The 17,704-nt window shown below is 69.9% G+C and carries 14 protein-coding genes; 10 read left to right on the forward strand and 4 right to left on the reverse strand.

Translation table 11 applies throughout. The features are described from left to right. The first annotated feature begins 423 nt into the window (after nt 1–423). From WME82_RS28075 to WME82_RS28095, 5 genes are all read left to right on the forward strand, one after another. Nucleotides 424–1,137: a hypothetical protein gene (locus WME82_RS28075; RefSeq protein WP_438037796.1), complete on the forward strand. Its 714-nt coding sequence runs from the start codon at nt 424–426 to the stop codon at nt 1,135–1,137. After that, nucleotides 1,134–2,198 carry a hypothetical protein gene (locus WME82_RS28080; protein WP_438037797.1) on the forward strand — a complete coding sequence of 355 codons (1,065 nt, stop codon included), beginning with the start codon at nt 1,134–1,136 and terminating at the stop codon, nt 2,196–2,198. The genes WME82_RS28075 and WME82_RS28080 overlap by 4 nt, the downstream gene beginning before the upstream one ends. Before the next feature lie 38 nt (nt 2,199–2,236). Next, nucleotides 2,237–3,220 carry a hypothetical protein gene (locus tag WME82_RS28085; RefSeq protein ID WP_438037798.1) on the forward strand — a complete coding sequence of 328 codons (984 nt, stop codon included), beginning with the start codon at nt 2,237–2,239 and terminating at the stop codon, nt 3,218–3,220. An 89-nt stretch (nt 3,221–3,309) separates the two neighbouring features. Continuing rightward, nucleotides 3,310–4,227, forward strand: coding sequence for a hypothetical protein (locus WME82_RS28090; protein WP_438037799.1), 918 nt, complete (start codon nt 3,310–3,312; stop codon nt 4,225–4,227). A gap of 546 nt (nt 4,228–4,773) precedes the next feature. Next, nucleotides 4,774–5,217, forward strand: a complete 444-nt coding sequence (locus tag WME82_RS28095; RefSeq protein ID WP_438037800.1) for a hypothetical protein — start codon at nt 4,774–4,776, stop codon at nt 5,215–5,217. A 26-nt stretch (nt 5,218–5,243) separates the two neighbouring features. Here the strand turns inward: WME82_RS28095 and WME82_RS28100 are convergent, their stop codons facing one another. Next, nucleotides 5,244–7,919, reverse strand: a complete 2,676-nt coding sequence (locus WME82_RS28100) for a penicillin-binding protein 1A (RefSeq protein ID WP_438037801.1) — start codon at nt 7,917–7,919, stop codon at nt 5,244–5,246. Between the two features lie 90 nt (nt 7,920–8,009). Continuing rightward, entirely contained in the window at nt 8,010–9,779 is a 1,770-nt protein-coding gene (locus WME82_RS28105) for a serine/threonine protein kinase (protein WP_438037802.1), read from the reverse strand. 297 nt (nt 9,780–10,076) lie between these two features. Here WME82_RS28105 and WME82_RS28110 point away from each other — a divergent pair, with 297 nt between their 5' ends. The 3 genes from WME82_RS28110 (at nt 10,077) to WME82_RS28120 (ending at nt 12,145) form a co-directional block, all read left to right on the forward strand. Then, nucleotides 10,077–11,027, forward strand: coding sequence for a sigma-70 family RNA polymerase sigma factor (locus tag WME82_RS28110; protein ID WP_438037803.1), 951 nt, complete (start codon nt 10,077–10,079; stop codon nt 11,025–11,027). A 164-nt stretch (nt 11,028–11,191) separates the two neighbouring features. Further along, nucleotides 11,192–11,608 (forward strand): VOC family protein, encoded by a 417-nt coding sequence (locus WME82_RS28115; RefSeq protein WP_437541726.1) that lies wholly within the window; start codon nt 11,192–11,194, stop codon nt 11,606–11,608. A 33-nt stretch (nt 11,609–11,641) separates the two neighbouring features. Continuing rightward, nucleotides 11,642–12,145, forward strand: a complete 504-nt coding sequence (locus WME82_RS28120) for an SRPBCC family protein (RefSeq protein ID WP_438037804.1) — start codon at nt 11,642–11,644, stop codon at nt 12,143–12,145. A 49-nt stretch (nt 12,146–12,194) separates the two neighbouring features. Here the strand turns inward: WME82_RS28120 and WME82_RS28125 are convergent, their stop codons facing one another. Next, a complete protein-coding gene (locus WME82_RS28125; protein WP_438037805.1) occupies nt 12,195–16,106 on the reverse strand; it encodes an ATP-binding protein in 3,912 nt (1,303 codons plus the stop codon). 432 nt (nt 16,107–16,538) lie between these two features. Between WME82_RS28125 and WME82_RS28130 the strand changes: the two genes are divergently transcribed. Both WME82_RS28130 and WME82_RS28135 read left to right on the forward strand, forming a co-directional pair. Then, nucleotides 16,539–16,739: a DUF6289 family protein gene (locus WME82_RS28130; RefSeq protein ID WP_437739575.1), complete on the forward strand. Its 201-nt coding sequence runs from the start codon at nt 16,539–16,541 to the stop codon at nt 16,737–16,739. A 156-nt stretch (nt 16,740–16,895) separates the two neighbouring features. After that, on the forward strand, nt 16,896–17,114 hold the full coding sequence (locus tag WME82_RS28135) for a hypothetical protein (RefSeq protein WP_438037806.1): 219 nt from the start codon (nt 16,896–16,898) through the stop codon (nt 17,112–17,114). A gap of 91 nt (nt 17,115–17,205) precedes the next feature. Here WME82_RS28135 and WME82_RS28140 read toward each other — a convergent pair whose 3' ends face one another. Next, the gene (locus WME82_RS28140; RefSeq protein ID WP_437739577.1) at nt 17,206–17,571 is read right to left on the reverse strand and encodes a DUF4180 domain-containing protein; all 366 of its coding nucleotides are present in this window, start codon (nt 17,569–17,571) and stop codon (nt 17,206–17,208) included. Nucleotides 17,572–17,704: the final 133 nt, after the last annotated feature.

Raw genomic sequence — 17,704 nt, forward strand, 5'->3', positions numbered from 1 at the left:
GCTGTCGCACGAGCGCGCATCTGCGGCTCACCAAAGAGCCATAGAACACCGCCGGCGGGCAGCCGAGCTGCCGATTGTTGAGCCGTCGACGAGCGGCGATGCGACTGCTCCTTCAGACAATCCCCGCATGGGGGGGGCCGATGTGTGCTCATGTATCTGCGATTTGCGTTGCCGCCCGCGTGCCTGACATTGTCCTTTGCGACCGGACACGTGGCCACGACGGCGATCAGCACGACGGGGGTAGCGGCTACCGTGAGGACGAACAACGGTGTCACTCTTGCGCAAGCGGCGTTGTGCCGTTGATGGCCTCACGAAGGCATGCGAGCGCCCTTGAGCTCGTTCGCCATGGGCACACCTGCGCTGCATGGCGAGCGCTAGGCACATTGACCGCGACTCACGCAGTCGTGTAACTGTTCCTTGTCGATGCAGATCACCCTCGCCAGAGCCAGGCTGCAGCTCGCGCTGTTCGCCTTGATGGCGGCCGTCGCGAGCGCCGGGCTCGCTGTCGAGGTGCTCAAGCCGATCCTCAAATTGAAGAGCCGCAGCGGCGTCGTCCCGCTGCTCTCGCTGAGCTACGAGCAGAATGTGCCCACGTGGTACACATCGTGTCTTCTGTTCGCGTGCGCTCTGACCCTCGCGGTGATCGCCGTCGGCGCCCGCCGCGAGGGCGGGTTCGTGAAGCACTGGTGGGGGCTCGCCGCGGCGTTCCTCTACATCTCGCTCGACGAGGTCGTGCAGATCCATGAAGCGGCGAGCTCCTGGCTCGATCTGGGCGGGGTCCTGTACTTCAGCTGGGTCATCCCGGCGGCCGTCGTGGTGGCGGCGTTCGCGGTCGCGTACCTCAGGTTCCTCGCGCACCTACCGCGCGGCACCAGGAACCGGTTTTTGCTGTCGGGCGGGATCTATGTCACCGGCGCTCTCGTCCTCGAGCTGCCGCTCGGGTACTGGACCGAACAGGCCGGGAGCAACAACCTCGTCTATGGGCTCATCGATTTCGTGGAGGAGTCGATGGAGATGCTCGGCGTGAATCTCTTCCTGCTCTCGCTCGTCGACTATCTCGGCGTGCAGGGGTGGACGATCGGCTTCTCGCAGGCAGCTTCGGAGCCGCAGTCCACGCTGGTCGAGCGTCCTGCATGAGCGCCCGAGCCGAGCCCGCGTCTCCTGCGCTCCTCGCCGCGGGCAGGGCGGCGTACATCGTCGGCCCCTGGTACGACTGGACCTTCTTCCTGCTCCCGCCGCTCGTCGCGCTCGCCGTCGGTGCGCTGATCGCCGGAACGCCGTTCACCGACGCGCGATTCAGGCTTCACGGGGAGAAGGTCACGTGGGCGGGGCTCTTCATCGGGACGCTCATCCACGGCCACCTCGCCGCGGTGCTCCTCCGGAGCCACGGCAACGCGGACATCTTCCGGCGGTATCGGCTCCGCTTCCTCGTGGCGCCGGTCGCCTTGTTCGCGGCGATGATGCTGTCCATGTGGGCCGTCGCTTGCGTGTCGGTCCTCGTGGTGTTCTGGGACGTCTACCACTCGGCGCTCCAGACGTTCGGCCTCGGGCGCATCTACGACACCCGCGCGGGGAACCCGCCGGCGCTCGGCCGCCGGCTGGATCTATGGCTCAACCTGCTCTTTTACGCCGGCCCCATCGTGGCCGGCGCGACGATGCTCCTCCACTTCCAGAGCTTCGACGCGTTCGAGGACGTGGGCGCGGCCCTCTTCACCGCCGTCCCGGCGCGGATGGCGTCGCACCACCGCGCCATCAGCTGGGCCGTCATCGCCGCAGGGACCTTGTTCCTGGTCTATTACGCGATCGCTTACTGCTCCCTGTACAGGCAGGGTTACCGGGTGTCGTTCCCCAAGGTGTGGCTGCTCGTCAGCACGGGTCTCTGCTCGATCTACACGTGGGGCTTCAACCCCTGGGGACAGGCCTTCTTCATCATGAACCTGTTCCACGCCGTGCAGTACCTGGCGCTCGTCTGGTGGTCGGAGGGCGGCCGCCTCCGCCGCCGGCTGCGCCTCGACGCGCTCCGGGCCGGAACGCCGATCGCGGTGGCGGTCTTCCTCGGGGGCGTCCTTGTGTACGGGGCCTGGGCCGAGCTCGCGCCGGCGGACGACCGCGCGCTGTGGTCGATCACGCAGACCGTCGCGCTGATGCACTTCTGGTACGACGGATTCATCTGGTCCGTGACGCGCAAGCAGGTATGAGGCGATCGCGCCTTCAAGGTGTTGCCAGAGAGGGGTGTATGCGAATCCAACGTTGTCTCCGGTCCATGGTCGTCGCGCTCGGGGTTGTCTCCGCGGCGCTCGTCTCGCCCGCCTGCAGCAAATCGCCAGAGATCACGGCGGAGAGCATCGACGACAACTGGGCGCTGACGGAGCAGCACGAGCCCGGCTCGGTCGTCATGACGGTGGCCCAGGAGGGGAAGGTGACGGCGCTCATCAAGGACCGCGATGGCAAGCCCATCGCGGAGGGCGTGTCGGGCAACGTCACCGTCAAGGTGCCTGGCAAGGAGGGAGCCCCCGTGACGGCAGAGCTCGTGCCGGAGCCCAAGTCGGGGGGCGTCCTGCTCGCCAAGATCCCGCCGCTCGAGGACGACCTCACGGAGGTGAACTACGAGCTCAAGGTCAAGGGCGAGCCGTTCAAGGGGGTGCTGCACGTGCCGCGCGGCGGGACCCGGGAGCTCCAGGAGAGCGCCAAGGAGAACCAGGCGCGCAAGCTCGATGGGAAGAAGGGCCCGAACGGGGGCGTGCTCCAGCCGGTCGGAGACGACATCGTGGAGATCGTCGCCGACAAGGCGACGGGCGACGTGCGCGTGTACGTGCTGGATCTCGACCTCAAGCCGGTCCCGATCGGCCAGCGCGAGATCAAGCTCGCCATTCACACGGCGTCGGGCCCCGACGTCCTCGTGCTCGCGCCTGGCCCCGATCGGCTCTACTTCACGGGCAAGCTGAAGGCGAAGGTCAACCCGACCAAGATCACGGTGGTGCTCAAGGACGGCGGGCGCACGGACGTGGTCCTCTGCAACTACCATCCGGGCGCGGTGATCGTGGTCGGCGCGAGCGCGCCCGTGATCGGCATCCTGGTGGCCACCACGTGGGCCGTGAAGGTCAACGCCAGGCCGACCGTGGTGGTGCACGACGACGATGACGACGACGGCCGCCGGGTCATCGTCGTCCGCAAGGGAAAGGGCAAGTGGAAGGGCAAGGGCAAATGGCGCTGGAAGTGATGATGAAAGCCGCCGCGCCGCGGCCCGCTTCACGATCCACGTTCGCGCGATCACGCAGTGAAGATCTTCACCCGGAGGGATATCTCGCCATGACTGGACAGAACGACGCATGTAAGGAGCAAGCTGACTTCGGCAGCGCGATCCGGTCGCGCGCCCTCTCTGCACGACGAGCCCTGTTCGTGCTCGCGTTCATCGGCTCCGTCGGCTGCGGCGGTGACGACGCCACGGGCCCGGGGACCCCCGAGGACGTCGACGTCGAGGCCGGCGCCACGGCGATCGTGGCGATCGTCAATCCGGTGGTGAACACGCCCCACACGACGGGAGTTCCCGGCGAGCTCGGGGACGCGCGCGATGGCCTCACCGTGGCCGCCACGCCGGGCGACAGCGACGTCACGGCGGACGGCGTCGCGGTCGTCGGCGTGTCGCCCGGCGGCATCGAGCTCGACGTCTCCGGGGCCAGCCTCTCGCATACGGTCCAGGCCGAGGGTGATGTCGTGGATGCGCCTATCGCGTTCTCCGGCTCGGCTGCGGCGTTCTTCGACAACACGCCCATCCGCTACGCTGTCAACGAGGCCTCGGGCGCCATCTTCCTCGATTCGTCGGTGCCCCTGGCAGACATCGAGGGCCACCTGGCCGAGGACGATCGGATCGTCGTGCTGCGTCCGGGTACGTACGTCGGCAGCATCGCGATCACCGGCAAGGGTGCGCTCCTGTACGGTGAGGACTTCCTGGATCGCGCGGTGGTCATCGACGGCAGCATCACGGTGGAAGGCGAAGAGGTACGGCTGCGAGGCCTCACGATCACGGGCGATCTCACATCAAGAGGCAATAATTTTGGGATCAGCTTCTCGCTCGTCCGGGGCCGCGCCAGCATCATGGGCAACGCGGGGGCGTTCGTACGAAACGTATTCTGTGGTGAGACGGTGGTGCCCTCGAGCAACGCGACGCTGCTCGACAACTACGGTGTCGCGCCGCTGGAAGCTCTACCGCCCGTCGTGTGCGACTGACCGCAACAGGGGAGCTCTGAGCTCGGCCACGTCGACCACGACAGCACCCTGCTTCGCGCGCCGGGGCGTGTCGGCAAACCTGCTGCGCGCCCCGAAAGGTCGGTCAAGCTCGCTCGAACTACTGCTGCCAGTCGGCACAACCGTCAATTGAAGGCAAGTCATGTCAAGCACACGCATCAAGATCATCGCATGGGTTGCCGCAGCGCTCGTCCCGTTCGGCCTCGCCTGCATCGGGGCACACCTTGGCCATATCGCTATCACTACCATCGCGTTCGCGATCTTCTGGGCGACCCTCTCGCTCGGACGAAGGTCGGCGCGACTCCGCCAGCAAGACTGCTCCGCGCACGCCGTCACGTTGGAGAACACGGTGCAGGCATATCCGAGCCAACCCGTGAGCAGCGCGGGTGATCGCGCGACGCGGTCCGCGGCGCCGAGTTGAGCCAGACACTCGATGACCACACAACGCGAGGGACTCGCCGCTCCACCGAAGCTCGGCGGACGCCGACGGCTCCGTCCTTGCATTCATCCACGTCGATCGGAGGATCCATGCGCCAACCCATTCGTCTCCACCACGTCGTTGCTCTATCGCTCCTCGCCCTCCTCTGGGGCGGAATCGCCGCATGCGGCGATGACCCCGCCGACGACTGCACGGTCGGCGATCCGGCCGAGGGCCCGACGTGCGAGTGCGACGGCGCTGAGTGCATTTGCCCCTCGTCCGGCGACTGCGCGATCTTCTGCGTCGAGGATTGCGATCTCCAGTGCGCCGGCTCCGGGAGCTGCGATTTCGACTGCGGCCCTGACTGCGACATCGCCTGCACCGGCTCGGGCACCTGTACGCTCACGGTCGGCGATAACTCCACCGTGGACTGCACCGGCTCGGGCGACTGTGATGTAGTCTGCAGGGGCGACTGCGACGTGCGGTGCCCCGGCTCGGGAGACTGCGTGGTCCACTGCGAGCCCGGCGCGGTGTGCACGACAGACGGGGTGTAGCAGGCAGCCCCCGAGCTGACCGAGGCTCAAAATGGCCACATGATGCGAGGAGCCTCGCCGCTCGACGGAAGCTCGGCGTACGCCGCCGGCTCCGTGCCTGCAAGGAACACCTCCTCGGTCGCCCCCACGGCGCCCGGCAGCGCGAGTTGACCGGTCGTGGCGTCGATCAGCACGCGCACGAGCCCGTCCGGCGGCGCGGCGAAGTCGGTGCGCGGTCTCGCCTTGTGCGCGTCCTGCATGAACGCGATGAAGGCCGGCAGGGAGGTCGCGCCGCCCGTCTCGCCGGGGCCGAGCGGAGAGGCGTCATCGTAGCCCGTCCAGACGGCGCACGCGATGTCGGTCGAGTAGCCCACGAACCACGCGTCCTTCGCGGCGTTCGAGGTGCCCGTCTTGCCCGCGACCGGCGTGCTCATGGATCGCGCGCGCTTGGCTGTCCCCGAGTCGACGACGGAACGCAGGAGGCTCGTCATGATGTACGCCTCGGCTTCGCCCATCACCCGGCGCGCTGGCGCCGCGCTGGGCAGCGGCAGCGGCTGGCCGCCCGGGCCGATGATGCTGCGAATGATCGCTGGATCACGGTACGTGCCGCCCGCGGCGAACACGTTGAACGCACCGACCATCTCGAGCGGCGTCACCTCGTAAGCGCCGAGCGCCAACGACAGATCCGCGCCGAGCTTCGACGTGACTCCGAGCGATTGCGCCCACTCGGCGACCTTGGCCGGCCCGAGCCGATCGAGGACCCATACCGCGGCGACATTGACGCTCTGGGCGAGCGCTTCGCGCAGCCGGCGCGGCGCCTGTCCGTCGCTCTCGTCGTAGTTGTCGGGCCTGTATTTCCCTCCGAGCGCGGACGGATGGGTCTCGAGGATGGAGGCCGCGGTGAATGCCCGCGTCTGGATCCCGTAGCTGTACACGATCGGCTTGAACGTCGAGGCGGGCTGGCGGCGCGCCGACCTTGCCCGGTTGAGGGCGCCGCGCGCCGCGTCGTAGCCGCCGACGACCGCGAGCACCTCGGCCGTCCGGACGTCGAGGGCGACGAGCGCGCTCTGGGGCCCGAGCGCGAGCTCCAGCCGTCCGCTGCGCGGGTCGCCGCCGGCAAAGGTGACGCGCACGACCTTGCCGATCTCGGCGAACTGGCTCGGGGGCAGGTTGCGTGGATTGTAGCGCGCCGCTCGCTCCAGCTTCACGACGCCTTGCGCCGTACCCACGCGCACGGTGAGCGTGCCTGCCGCGTCGTCGGCCTTCGTGACCACGCCGTGGTAGACGCGCTCGCTGCCCTGCGTGGGCGTTCCTTCGAACGGGGCCGGATCTCCCTTGCCACGCTTCAGCGGAGCGATGAGCCCGCGGCGCGCCGCGTATGCATCGAGATTGCCGCGCACCGCCGCTCTCGCGGCCCTCTGCAGCGCCGGATCGATCGTGGTCGTCACGGTGTACCCACCACGGGTGGCCTGCGGGCCGACCGCGGCGACCAGCGCGCGCTCGACCTCGGCGACGACCTCGGGCGCCAGCTCGGAAGCGTGTTCCGGCGGGGGGGCCAGGACGATCTTCTGGCGAGCGGCGGCGTCCACGTCGGCGCGGGCTACGAACTTTTTATCGCCCAGCTGCTGGAGCACGTAGCTGCGCCGCTCCTCGGCGCGGGCGAGATCCACGCGCGGAGAGTAGACGCTGGGACCCTTGACCAGACCTGCGAGCAGGGCCGCTTCGGCGAGCTGCACGTCTCGAACGCTCTTCCCGAAGTAGTACCGCGCGGCTTCCTCGACGCCGTAGCGCCCGTGCCCGAAATAGATGTCGTTGAGATAGAGCTCCAGGATCTCGTCCTTCGTGAGCTCCTGTTCGATGCGGCGCGCGAGGATGAGCTCACGGATCTTGCGCGCGAAGGTGCGCTCCGGCGTGAGGAGCACGTTCTTGATCACCTGTTGGGTGATCGTGCTGCCTCCCTGGCGGGCCTGCGCGGATCGCAGGTTCACGAGGAGCGCCCGCAGGATGCCGAGGTAGTTCAGCCCCTCGTGCTTGTAGAAGTTCGCGTCCTCCGCGGCCAGAACGGCGAGCTTCATGCTCGTCGGCACCGCCGAGATCGGAACGACGGTGCGTCGCTCGACGAAGAGCTCCGCGAGCGGTGTCCCGTCGCGCGCGAGGATGCGCGTGACCTCCGGCGGATGATAGCTCCTCAGCTCCGAGGTCCGCGGCAGGTCGTGGCCGTAGTACCAGATGAGCCCCGCAAACATCAGCAGACCGAGGCCCAGCAGCGTCGAAGCGGCCATCGCGATGCGCCACGCCCATCGCCGCAAGCGTCGTCTCCACTGGACTTTTCGCGAGCGCGGATGCCCTTGATCCCGCGCCCGGCGGACCGCCACGGCGCGCTCGAGCGCGCTCGCCAGAGCACCTAGCGCCGACGCGATCCGACCAGCGGCCCTCGCGAGCCGCCGCGCCGGCAGCGCGCCTGGCACGGTCGGCTGGGCGGAGGCATCGGCCGGCGACGACCGCGCGGCGCCGCCCCCGGGCGGCGGCGACCACGGCAGCGTCTGTCGCTCCGGTCCGGCCTGGCCAGCCCTCTCTTCGGGCATCGGCGGGGTGGCCTGCGGCGAGCGCACCCAGAGCTGTGTCGGGGGCTCTTTCACCTCCGCATCGTCGCGGCGGGGATCCTCGCCGCGCTGCGCGGGGGACGCGAGGTCGTCACGACGGCCGAACCGGTCCATATTCATCCAACTCCTCCGCGGCGCGGGCTGAGCGCGCGTACCGCGGCGCCCTCCGCGCAGACGCCATGAGAGCAGCGCACGAGCGCGACGCGACGATCAGTCGGGGCACGGGGCCCCGCACGCCATGACGTTGCCAGGACACGCTTCTATCTGCCCGAGACACGTGCCGATGACGCAATCGGAGCCAGGCGGGCAGTACACCAAACATGGAGCGCTCGTCATGCAATTGACCGAGCAATCGCCTTCGCACCAGATCTTGTGCATCCCCGATCCCATGCAGTTGACCAGCGCGTCTCGGCGCGCTCCGATGTCGCAGACGCTCCCGTCCTGACAAGCAATCTGGCAAGCTTCATCGCACACGTGATCGCAGTCGTTTGTCAGCATACAGCTGGCCCGCTGCGACGCGCCGCGCCCTTCCTCGGGGCCGCGGCTCGGTGAGCCAGGGAGGCGAGCTCTCGTGTCGCCCTTCTTCTCGGGGCCGGGATCCGGAGCCTTTGCCAGGAGGCGATCCGCCGCCGGGCCGCCGGGAACCTTGGCGGGCGGTGAGGCCGCCGGTCGCTGCGCGCCGGTCGCCCCCGGCGATCTCGCGTCGGGCTCGACGTTCACCGCACGCAGATACACGGCGGCGAGCACGCCCGCGGCGAGCAGCGGGAACGCCAGCACGGCCCATCGCAGCCTCCGTCCACGTACCGTGGTCGGCGTCCACTGCGTCGCCTGGGTGAACGCCGATGCCGCCGGTGCGGGGGCACGAGCCGGAGCGACGGCCGATCCGCCGCCCGGGGCGCCCTGCGCGCTCGACGTATTCGGGACGCTGGCGATGGAGACATCGCGGATGACGCTCCCCATGTCACCTGCCGGCGGCGGGGCGGGATGCAGACCACCGGCGCCCGCGGCGCGCACCGATACGGCCGATGAAGGGGCGAGCCCCTGTGGTATCCACACCGTCGTGGCGGTGCTGAGCGGATCTGCCGCGGGGGCCCCGGCCGCGCCGAACCGCAGGGCAAAAGCGGGCGGTTGACCGGCCAGGACCGCGCGCACGTCCTGCTGCATGACCGTCGCGCTCGGGTAGCGCTCGCCTCGGTCGAACGCGAGCGCGCGATCGACGACGGCACACACCCACTGCGGGGTCTCCGGAGCGACGCTCGCGAGCGGCGGCGCAGGCAGCGTGGCCATCTTGACGACCAGATCGGTGTCAGAGCTCGCGTCATGGATGCGCCGCTTCGTGATCAGACGAAACATCGTCGCTCCGACCGCGAACAGGTCGGCACGCGCATCGATCTCGTCGCCTCTGACTTGCTCCGGTGGCATGTAGGCGACCGTGCCGAGCGTCGTTCCCGTGCGCGTCCGAACGTAGTCGGCCGCGGCCTGCCTGACACGGGCGACGCCGAAGTCGAGCACTTTCAGGCGCCCGTCGCGGAGGCGGAACAGGTTGTCTGGCTTGATGTCGCGGTGGATGATGCCGTGCGCATGGGCCGCTGCCAGCACGTCCAGCAGCCCGTCCACCATGGCCAGCAGCTCGGCCATGTCCATCCTGCCCAGGCGCCTGGCGTACCCGGCGAGCGACTCACCATCGAGCAGCTCCATGACGAGGAACGGGCAGCCGTCCGCTGTCGTGTCGATATCGCGTATTTCCACCGCGCCGGGATGGACGAATCGATTGACGGCTTGCGCTTCCTGATCGAACCGCGCACGCAGCTCGGGCATGCGCGCGATCTCGGGGTGGAGGATCTTGATGGCATCTCGCCGCCCGATCCTGTGCACGCCGACGTAGACAGCGGCCATGCCGCCCGAGCCCAACAACCGCTCGATCGTCCACTTCCCGCACAGCACTGTGCCGACTCTGCGCTGCAGTTCCTGGTCGTCCATATCCGGTATCAGGTTTGCTAATTTGCCGAACGGAGTCCTCGCGGCGCCCCAGCACCGCCCTGACCGTCGCCCATCCTAGCCGATTGGCCATGGCGTCGTGACCGCGCGACGTCGTCGTGACCGCGCGACGCTCGGCATGCCGTCCCGGGTGTGTCGCCGACCGAGCGCGGCCGCAGGCCGACCAGGCCAACAAAAAGTGCCCGAGTCGAGACCAGCGCCCTGCCCGAGGCGCGCGTGTCACGCGGCGAGGGAGCATGACCGTGGATCCGCCGGGAGGCCGATGGTACGGTCGCCCCGATGTCGGAGAGCGTGGACCAGCTCGAGGAACACCGCGCGGCGCTCACCGGGCACTGCTACAGGATGCTCGGTTCCGTGGTCGACGCCGACGACGCCGTCCAGGAGACCATGGTGCGCGCCTGGCGGAGCCTCGACAAGTTCGACGGGCGGTCGTCGCTGCGCACCTGGCTGTACCGCATCGCGACGAACGTCTGCCTCGACGCGCGGGCCGATCGCGCGCGCCGGGCGCGCCCCATCGAGGAAGGCCCGGTCGGCACCGTGGACGACGAGCTCCAGACGCGCCCGCGCACGCACTGGCTGGAGCCCGTCCCCGACGCGCACGCCCTCCCGGCGGACATCGACGCCGCGGAGCGGGTGGTGCTCCGCCAGAGCATCCGCCTCGCGTTCGTCGCGGCGCTCCAGCACCTGCCGCCGAAGCAGCGCGCCGCGCTCCTGCTCACGGAGGTGCTCGGGTGGTCCGCCGCGGAGGTCGCCGACAGCCTCAGCACCTCGGTCGCCGCGATCAACAGCGCGCTCCAGCGCGCGCGGGCGACGCTCGCGAGCCGCGATCTCGGCGACGTGCGCGCCACGCTGCCGGAGCCGCAGTCCACCTTGCTCGACCGCTACGTCACCGCCTTCGAGCAGTACGACGTGGATCGGCTCGCGGCGCTGCTGCACGAGGACGCGACCCTGTCGATGCCGCCTTTCACCCTCTGGCTCCGCGGCCCCGGCGCCATCCGCGCCTGGCTGCTGGGCCGGGGCGCGGGCTGCCGCGGGTCGCGGCTCGTGCCGACGGCCGCCTGCGGCGCGCCGGCGTTCGCCCAGTACCGCCCCGCGCCGGAGGGCGGCCACCGGGCCTGGGCGCTCATCGTGCTCGATCTCGCGGGGGACCGGATCGCCAGCATGACGTCCTTCCTCGACACCGAGACGATCTTCCCGCGGTTCGGCCTGCCGCTCGAGCTCCCCGCGTAGCCCCCGCGCCCGGCCGGCTCGGGGCGGCGATCTTTTTTTCCGGTCGACCGATGAGTCCCTGGGCACGCCGGGGTCTATGGGGTGAACTCCGGCACGACGGCCCTCATGGCCGCGATCGTGGCCGGCATCACCCGGCGTCCATGCTCGAACAGGAGAAGAGGACCATGACAACGAACAGCGCCCGCAAGATCTTCGTCAACCTGGCCGTCAGCGACCTGAAGCGGTCGATGGAGTTCTTCGCGAAGCTCGGCTTCGAGTTCAACCCGCAGTTCACGGACAACAACGCCGCCTGCATGATCGTCAGCCAGGAAGCCTTCGTGATGCTCCTCACGGAGCCGTTCTTCAAGGGTTTCACGAAGCGGGAGATCTGCAACACGAGCACGCACACGGAGGGGATGTTCGCGCTCTCGTGCAGCAGCCGGGCCGAGGTCGACGAGATCGTGAAGAAGGCGATCGCGGCGGGCGGGTCGCACGCCATGGATCCGCAGGATCACGGCTTCATGTACGGCTGGAGCTTCTACGACATCGATGGTCACCACTGGGAGGTCGTCTGGATGGCCCCCGAGGCGATCCAGTCGTAGCCGGCGCCTCGACGAAGGAGAAGGAGGAGAGCCATGGTCGAGAGCCGCACAGCGAACGGCGATAGCTTCCAGGTCACGACGCCGTCGGCGGACGAGGTCCGCATGACGCGCCTGTTCGACGCCCCGAGGCACCTCGTGTTCGAGGCGATGACGAGGCCCGAGCACATCAAGCGGTGGTGGGGCTGTCTGGGCGAGGGCTACTCGGTGCCCGTCTGCGAGATGGACCTCCGGCCGGGCGGCAAGTGGCGCTTCGTGAACCGCCACCCGGGCGGCGAGGCCGCCTTCCACGGCGAGAACCAGGAGATCACGCCGCCGAGCCGGCTCGTGTTCACCGAGATCTTCGAGCAGTTCCCGGACACCGTCTCGGTGGTGACGGCGGTCTTCACCGACGAGGGGGAAAAGACGCGGCTCACGGCCACGGTGCGTTATCCGTCGACGGAAGTGCGCGACATGGTCCTCGCGTCCGGGATGCCCAAGGGCGCGGGCCTCAGCTACGACCGCCTCGAAGATCTGGTCGCGCAGCTGCAGCAGCGATGAGCTGACCGGCCGGCGGTGAGCGGGCGCGGCCCTGCCGGCGCGCGCTCGCTCACGCGCGCCGCTCGGCGAGCACCTGACGCAGCGTCGCGCCGCCCACGGGCTTCGTGAGATGCAGGTCGAAGCCGGCCTGCCTCGACCTGGCCTGGTCCTCGGGTCCACCGTAGCCCGAGATCGCCACCAGGTAGAGCGCGTCGCCCCCGGGCGCGGCCCGCGCCCGGCGGGCGACCTCGTGGCCATCGATGCCCGGCAAGCCGATGTCGATGAAGGCCAGGTCCGGGCGCAGCTCCAGGAGCTTCGTCACGCCGTCCAGCCCGTCCACCGCGACCGTCACCTCGTGCCCCAGCGCCTCGATGAACTCGCACATCACCCGGCGCACGTCCTCCACGTCCTCCACGACGAGCACCCGGCGCCGCTCGGCGGCCTCCGCCGGCGGCGGGGCGGCAGCCGGCTCGGCCCCCGGCGCGAGCGGGGGCGCCGCGCCGGGCGCGAGCGGCGGCGCCGCGCCCCGGCCGAGCGGAAGGCGCACGATGAACTCGCTGCCCTGGCCCGGTCCGGCGCTCTCCGCGACGACGCTGCCGCCGTGCATCTCCACCAGCCGCCGCACCAGCGTGAGCCCGAGGCCCAGCCCGCCCGTGCCGCGGTCGATGGTCTGATCGACCTGCGTGAAGAGCTCGAACACCCGCTCTAGCATCGCCGCCGGGATGCCGCGGCCCGTGTCGCGCACCCGCAGCACGGCCTCGGGCGCGCCGTCCGCCGCCTCGCGGGTCAGCCGCACCGAGATGGCTCCCTCCGGCGGCGTGTACTTCGCGGCGTTCGTCAGGAGGTTCGTGACCACCTGCTCCAGCCGCGTGGCGTCGGCCCGCATGCCGAAGTCCCCCGGTCCGACCTCGACCGAGAGCGCATGGCGCCGCGCCTGGACGGCCGGGCTCACCGCGGCGGCGGCGTTCCTCACCGCCGCCGCGAGATCGACGTCCTCCAGGCGCAGCTCCACCGTGCCGCGCGTGATGCGCGACACGTCGAGGAGATCGTCCACCAGGCGCACCAGGTTGCCCACCTGCCGCCGGGCGATCTCGCGGTAGCGCGCCGATCTGGGCGCCTCGCCCGCCATGTCTCCGAGCAGCGTGAGCGACAGGCTGATGGCGGCCAGGGGGTTGCGGAGCTCGTGCGCGAGCATCGCGAGGAACTCGTCCTTGCGCTGATCGGCGAGCCTCAGCGCCTCGACGAGCGCCTCCACGCGCCGGCGGGCGCTCACCTGGTCGGTCACCTCGAAGGCGAACACGAAGATGCCCTCGACGGCCCCGTCACGGTCGCGCATCGGCTGGAAGACGAAGTTGAAGAAGCGCTCCTCCGTCGTGCCATTGCCCTTGCGATCGAGCCGCACGGCGAGCTCCTTTCCCACGAAGGGCTCGCCGGTGCGGATCACGGTATCCAGGAGGTCCGGGATGGATTGCCCCTCGAGCTCGGGCAGGGCGGCCAGGATGGGCTTCCCCACGCGCGCTCGTCCGCCGACGAGCTGCTGGTAGAGCGGATTGACCACCTCGAAGACGTGCTCCGGCCCGCGGAGGATCGCGATGGGTCCCGGGGCCTGCATGAAGAGGTCGTTCAGGTACTGGCGCTGCCCCTCGGCTTCCCGCCGCCGGCGCGCGAGCTCCACGTGGATGCGGACCCGCGCGAGGAGCTCCCTCGCGGAGAACGGCTTCACGAGGAAGTCGTCGGCGCCGGCCCCGAGGCTGTCGAGGCGCACCTCCTCGCCCGCGCGCGCGGAGAGCATCATCACGGCGACGCCGCGGGTGCGCTCGTCGGCCCGCAGCGCCTTGAGCAGGCCGAAGCCGTCGAGCCGCGGCATCATCACGTCGGTGAGCACGAGGTCCGGGACGTGGGCGCGGGCGCTCTCCAGCGCGGCCTGACCGTCGGCCACGGCCTCCACCGTCCACCGCTCGGCGAGGAGCAGCCGCTGCACGTAATCGCGCATGTCCGCGTTGTCGTCCGCGACGAGGATGCGCCCCGGCTGCTTCGGGGCCGGGCGCTCCTCCGCCGGCACGGCATCCGGCGCTGGCACGTCGCGTTCCCACTGCGCGGCCTCGTCGAGGAAGGGCGCCGCGCCGCACCCCTCCGCGGCCGGCGCCGGGGCGAGGTCGATGCGATCCGCGGGCAGGTGCGCCTTCCCGAGCGGGATCGCGACCGCGAAGCGGCTGCCCGCGCCGAGGCGGCTCTCCACGGCGACGCTGCCGCCGTGAAGCTTCGCGAGCTCTCGCACCAGCGCGAGGCCGATGCCGCTGCCCTCGTAGCTGCGGCCCCTGACCCCCTCGACGCGGTAGAACCGATCGAACACGCGCGGCAGCTCCTCCTCCGGAATGCCGGTGCCCGTGTCCTCGACCGACAGGACGATCCGCCCCCCGGTCTCCTCCAGCGTCACCCGGACGCCCCCCGAGAAGGTGAACTTGAAGGCGTTCGAGATGAGGTTGAGCACGATCTTCTCCCAGAGCTCGCGGTCGACGTAGGCGGGCTCGGAGAGGGGCGGGCACTCCACCGTGAGGGCGAGGCCAGCCCGATCCATGAGCGAGCGGAACGAGCTCGCGAGCTCCGCGGTGAAGGAGCCGAGATCGGTAGGCTGGTAGCTGGCCCGGATGCGGCCCGCCTCGATGCGCGAGAAGTCGAGCAGCGTGTTGACGAGCCGGAGGAGCCGGAGGCTGTTGCGGTAGATGATCGCGAGGCGGTCGCGCTGCGCCGCGGGCAAGGGGTGCTCGGCGTCCGAGAGGCCGTCCTCGACGGGGCCCAGGATCAGCGTGAGCGGCGTGCGGAACTCGTGGCTGATGTTGCTGAAGAACACCGTCTTGGCGCGGTCGAGCTCGGCGAGCGCGTCCAGCCTGCGCCGCTCCTCCTCGCTGGCCCGGGCGTTCTGCAGGGCCGCCGCGCCGTGGCCGGCCAGGAGCCGCAGGAAGCGGCGGTAGTCGTCGTCCAGCACCAGCCGGGGGCTGGCGCCCGCGACGAGGAAGCCGGCCGGACGGCCTCCAGCGCCGGCGCGGGGGAGCGGCAGCACCACCGCCTGGCGAGCGGCGTCCGGCCACGGGCCTCCCGGGAGGGGGCCGACGCGCGCGGGCAGCTCCGACAGATCCACCTCCACGTCCCCGCGCAGCGCGCGGTGCAGCGGCCACACCGCGCCGGCCGCCGCGCCGAGCTCCACCGCCGCCGGCGCCGCCGCGTGGCTCGGGTCGAGCCCGACGGTCCCTGCGAGTCGGGCGGGCGCGCCGTCGTCGTCCACGAGATAGATCAGGGCAAAAGGCACGTCGCGCCCGGCCTCTGCCAGGGTCTCCATCATCACCCGACAGACGTCCTGAACGCTCCTGGCGTCAGCCGCCCTCGCCGCCAGCGCCCCGAGGACCTGCAGCCGTCGCTGTCCAAGGATGTACCCTGTGCTCTCGGAGCACGCGACGAGGATACCCGCGACAGCGCCGCTCTCGTCCCGGATGGGGCTCTGACCGTAGCTGAAGTAGCACTCCTCCATGAAGCCGTGCCGATCGACGACGAGCAGGCCATCGCGGACGTAGGTGGCCCCTCCCGCGAAGACCTTCTCGATCATCGGCTCGAGGATCTCCCAGATCTCCTTCCAGCACTCGGGGCCCGCCTGGCCCAAGGCGGCCGGGTGCTTCGTGGATCCGAGGATCGGGCGGTAGGCGTCGTTGTAAAACTGAATGAGCTGCCGACCCCACCAGAGGAACATGGGGTGTTCGGACGAGAGCAGGATGGACAGCGCCGTCCGCAGCGACTGGGGCCACGCCTCGACCGGGCCCAGCGCCGTCTGCGACCAGTCGATCGAGCGTATCAGCGCCCCCATCTCCCCGCCGCCCGAGAGGGCGCCGAAGGCCGGATCCGGCCCAGCCCCGGCGCTCGCTTCCTCGACGCGCCCCGCGCCGGTCCGCTCCTCGACGCGGTCGCGCTGGCCGGTGCGCTGTCTCGTCATGGGGGACACCTGCTTTTCTACCACGGCCGAGTCCAGCCATCCTCGGCGCCGCCACGCCGGGTACGGTCGCCTGCTCGTCTCAATGACCCTCTCGATACGTACCGCGTCGATACGCCGGCCCAGCCCGATCGGGGCGACTGAATTTCCTTGACACCGCAATCACTTCACCGGCCTCGGAGCACGATGCCTCTTTTGCCTTCGTGAACCGCGCTCACGAGCTCGCCGCCCCCCACCGCCGAATGAAACTTTGCAGAACTCCGCAAAGGCCACTCCAGCCGGAGCGCTTGCTCGAGCCGAGCAAGCGGTCTAAGCTGCCTCGCATAGCTTCGGAGGCCGAAACAGGTCCCCATTGCAAGAGGAGCGTCCATGCGTCGTCTCAGCCCTGCTGCCCGAGTTCGTTACTTCTTCGCTGCCCTGACGGCAGGCGCAGCGATGTTGGGCACCACTGCCCTGCTGGTCCCTTCGAGCGCGGCGGCGCCCGGGGGAAACTGCACCTTTTACAGCGACGAGAGCTACACCACCGTCGTCGGCCAGTACGGCCGCGACTGCTGCAACAACCGGATCGCGTGGGGCGCCACGACGCAGCACTACGAGTGCGGCGGGTGCTTCACCTGCACCCCGCCTCCGCGCTGAGAGAGGCGCCCCGGTGACGCGCGGCCGGCTCGATGGCGATCGCCGGCTACGATCGTTCAGCTTGCGAGAGGAATTGAACAGGAGGCGGGGAGATTGGTTGGATTTTTCTCCCCGTCTCCCCGCCTCCCTGTGAATTTTCCCGAAAATTCGGGGGGGATGCTTCAGGTCGGCGACCTCGCGGACGACGACGAGCAGCGCAGGGTGATGGAGGAGCAGTTCACGATGCTCTACAACCACAGCGCCGTCAAAGGCATCACCTTCTTCGGTTACATCGTCGGTTCTACCTGGCTAGACAACACGGGCCTCATGCACCCGGACGGCGCGATGCGGCCGGCCATGGCCTGGCTGATGGACTTCCTCGGCCGCGGCAAGTGATCCCGCGTGCGTGGTGAGCGATCGAGCTCGAGGTCAGCCTGCGCCGGAGGCGGCGACGGCGCCCAATGCGCTGTCGGCCAGGCCGCCATGGCTACGTCTGGCCGAGCCACTCGACCGCGGCGTGACGCGTCTCGAACACGCCGAAATGCTGGCCGCGGCGCTCCTCGGCCACCATCTCCCCGAACCGGCTGCTGAAATCAGCGGCCCCCGGAGGGCACACCACCGCGAGCCGGATCCAGTAGTTTCTCAGCTTCTGCAGGATCTCCCCGGCCTCCCCTGAGCTGAGGTCGAAGAAGGCCGCCGTCAGGTTCGCCGGGTGGAGAAGAGCACACCGTACGCCGCCCGAGAAGCAGGCCTCGATCACCCGGTCGACGTCGCGAACGCTCTCCATGAGCCCGTGGTCCGGCGGCCCTTCCACGAACTGCACACCGCCCTCGTCGACCACCGTCAGATCCATGGCATCCCTCCGACACGGCCTCTGCGCCGCGGGCTCGGCGGAGAGCTCCGCTCGACCCGCGACCAGGGTAATCCGGCGGGCGGCCGCTGTACAGGCATCGCGCGGCGAGCAGGAGGAGGGGCCGGGCTCGCCC

Source organism: Sorangium sp. So ce128 (genome assembly GCF_051525245.1).
GTDB classification, from domain to species: domain Bacteria; phylum Myxococcota_A; class Polyangia; order Polyangiales; family Polyangiaceae; genus Sorangium; species Sorangium cellulosum_B.